Source organism: Phocaeicola sp. RTP21198st1_B8_RTP21198_201120, assembly GCF_040929485.1.
Classification (GTDB): domain Bacteria; phylum Bacteroidota; class Bacteroidia; order Bacteroidales; family Bacteroidaceae; genus Phocaeicola; species Phocaeicola dorei.
Map to the genome: position 1 here is coordinate 13,642 of NZ_JBCOCI010000076.1, position 2,530 is coordinate 16,171.

Below are 2,530 nucleotides of genomic sequence, written 5' to 3' on the forward strand. Positions count from 1 at the left end.
TACATAACTTGTTTCTCCTTTCTTTTTTTAGATCTTCTCGAACCAGTCTATACATTTAAAGAAAAGCCAAAAGCAAGCTATGCCGCTCAAGGTACAAACCGCAAATCCGATTGAAAATAAATCCATAATTCCTTTTTTTAAATTAATACTATTGTTAACTGCCACGCTATATGCCAATAGTGTGCCATTACTGGCAAACAGGAGATAAGTAATTGATTTATATACAGATATAACAACAAGAAAAAAGAGGGAGCAAAAGAAGATCTTTTCAAAATGAAAAGGGAAGGATATCAAAACAGGAGAATAATTGATTTATTTGCTGCCAAACTGCATAATTCCCCAATTTATTATATAGCTTTGTATAGAGGTTTTAATACAGAAAAACAGAAAGGAAAAATGAAAAAGATAAATATTACCGTAGCCGATATCACTACTTTAAAAGTCGACGCCATTGTAAATGCAGCCAACAGTTCGTTGCTGGGTGGTGGCGGTGTAGATGGAGCTATCCATCGGGCTGCAGGTCCGGCGTTGTTAGCGGAATGCAAAACATTGGGCGGTTGTCCGACAGGGGAAAGCAAGATAACCGATGCATACAACCTGCCATGCAGGAAAGTAATTCATACTGTAGGGCCCGTATGGCATGGGGGAACGCATGGAGAAGCCGAAAAACTTGCATCATGTTATCGTACCAGTTTTATACTAGCGAGAGAAAACGGCATCCAAAGCATTGCATTCCCCTGTATCAGTACCGGCGTATATCATTATCCCAAGGAAGAAGCGGCACGTATCGCATTGAATGCCATCGGGGAAGAAATGGCACATGGCTATGAAGGAGAAGTGATTGTATGCTGTTTCTCGGAAGAAGATGCTGAAGTATATCGAGAGCTCCTGTCTTGCTGAGGAAAGCCACGGGGGATTTCTAAAATCCGTACTATACCGATTCCGTTTCCATCTTTGCTGAAACTGTGACGGACAGAAGAGTGTAGTAAGTGTTCCAGCTTGTGAAACGCTACCGTATGGTCTTTCATACCTGATACTAAGCTCTTTCTTCCTTATGGTTAAGCCCATTCTTACGGTTACATACTATAGTCGCCGGCATCGCTCCGTACAGTCCACTGCAATGGACTGTACGGACTGCCCCGGTGGACTGTACAGTCCACCGGAAGAAACTGTAGCAGCAAACCATAAGAGTGGGCTTAGCCATAAGGAGGAAACGGCTTAATCAATGGTACTCAATAACTAAATACCGTATTCCTCTATTTTTCTATATAAAGTAGTCAAACCTATTTTCAATAAACGTGAAGCCTCAGTCTTGTTTCCTTTAGTATGTTGCAGAACTTTAGCAATATGACGTTTTTCCATAGCGGCCAGTTCAAACTCCGAATAATTCTTGCCGGAATAATCTTCCTGTCGGGTATTCTGTATTTCAATAGGAAGATCTTGTAAGGTAAGCTGTTTGTCGCAGACAATCATGCTGCGTTCTATCACGTTTCGCAATTCACGGATATTTCCTCTCCAGTCGGCAGCTTTCAAAGCATTCAAGAACTCCGGAGCCATCCCTTCCACTTGTTTCCCCAGTTTTTTTGAAAAGAGTTGGATAAAGCTTCCCGCCAAAAGTTCGATGTCTTCTTTGCGCTCACGAAGAGGAGGGAGGTGTATCTGAAAAACAGAAAGACGATAATAAAGATCTTCACGGAAATTACCTTGTTCTATTTCTTTTTTCAGGTCCCGATTGGTGGCGGAGATAACGCGGACATTCACTTTCGTCGGTTTCGTGTCGCCTATCTTGATGTACTCTCCCGCTTCGAGCACACGAAGCAATTTGGCCTGCAGCTCGAAAGCCATTTCACCTATTTCATCCAAAAAGATGGTTCCGTTATCGGCCACTTCGAACAGCCCCTTCTTATCTTTCATCGCTCCGGTAAACGAACCGGCTTTATGACCGAATATCTCGCTTTCAAGCAGATCTTTGCTAAAAGCAGAACAGTTTACAGCCACAAAAGCATTCTCTTTGCGAAGACTGTTGCGATGGATGGCTTGTGCAAAGACTTCTTTCCCCGTGCCTGTTTCTCCGGTCAGCAAGACTGTAACATCCGTTGCCGAAACCTTTCGGGCCAATGCTACGGCTTGTTGCATACCCTCCGACTTCCCTTTTATAGCGTCAAAAGAGAAACTTTGGGTTTCTTCTGTTTTCACTTTTTCCCCTACATTCTTTTTAGCCTGAGCCATAGCCCGGCTGATTAACGGAATAATTTTATTATTATCATCCCCTTTGGTGATATAATCAAAGGCTCCATTCTTGATTGCCTGCACACCATCCGGAATATTACCGTGGGCGGTCAAAAGTATCACCTCCAATTCTGGATAGAGTTTTTTGATGGTTGTAACCATATCCACTCCATTGCCGTCCGGCAAAAACACATCACACAACACCACTTGGGGATTATGTAACTTAAGTTGTTTCAATGTAGACTGGCAATCGGCTGCCTGGAATACTTCGTAACCTTCCAATTCCATCATACGCGAAAGA

General features: G+C 42.8%; 2 protein-coding genes. One reads left to right on the top strand and one right to left on the bottom strand.

Annotated features, from left to right (window positions below; translation table 11 throughout):
- Positions 1 to 273: 273 nt before the first annotated feature.
- Complete coding sequence (locus tag AB5935_RS19425; protein ID WP_120053453.1) at positions 274 to 900, top strand: O-acetyl-ADP-ribose deacetylase; 627 nt, start codon at positions 274 to 276, stop codon at positions 898 to 900.
- 339 nt (positions 901 to 1,239) lie between these two features.
- Here the strand turns inward: AB5935_RS19425 and AB5935_RS19430 are convergent.
- The coding region (locus AB5935_RS19430; RefSeq protein WP_368327525.1) for a sigma-54-dependent transcriptional regulator at positions 1,240 to 2,530 on the bottom strand (1,291 nt) is incomplete at its 5' end.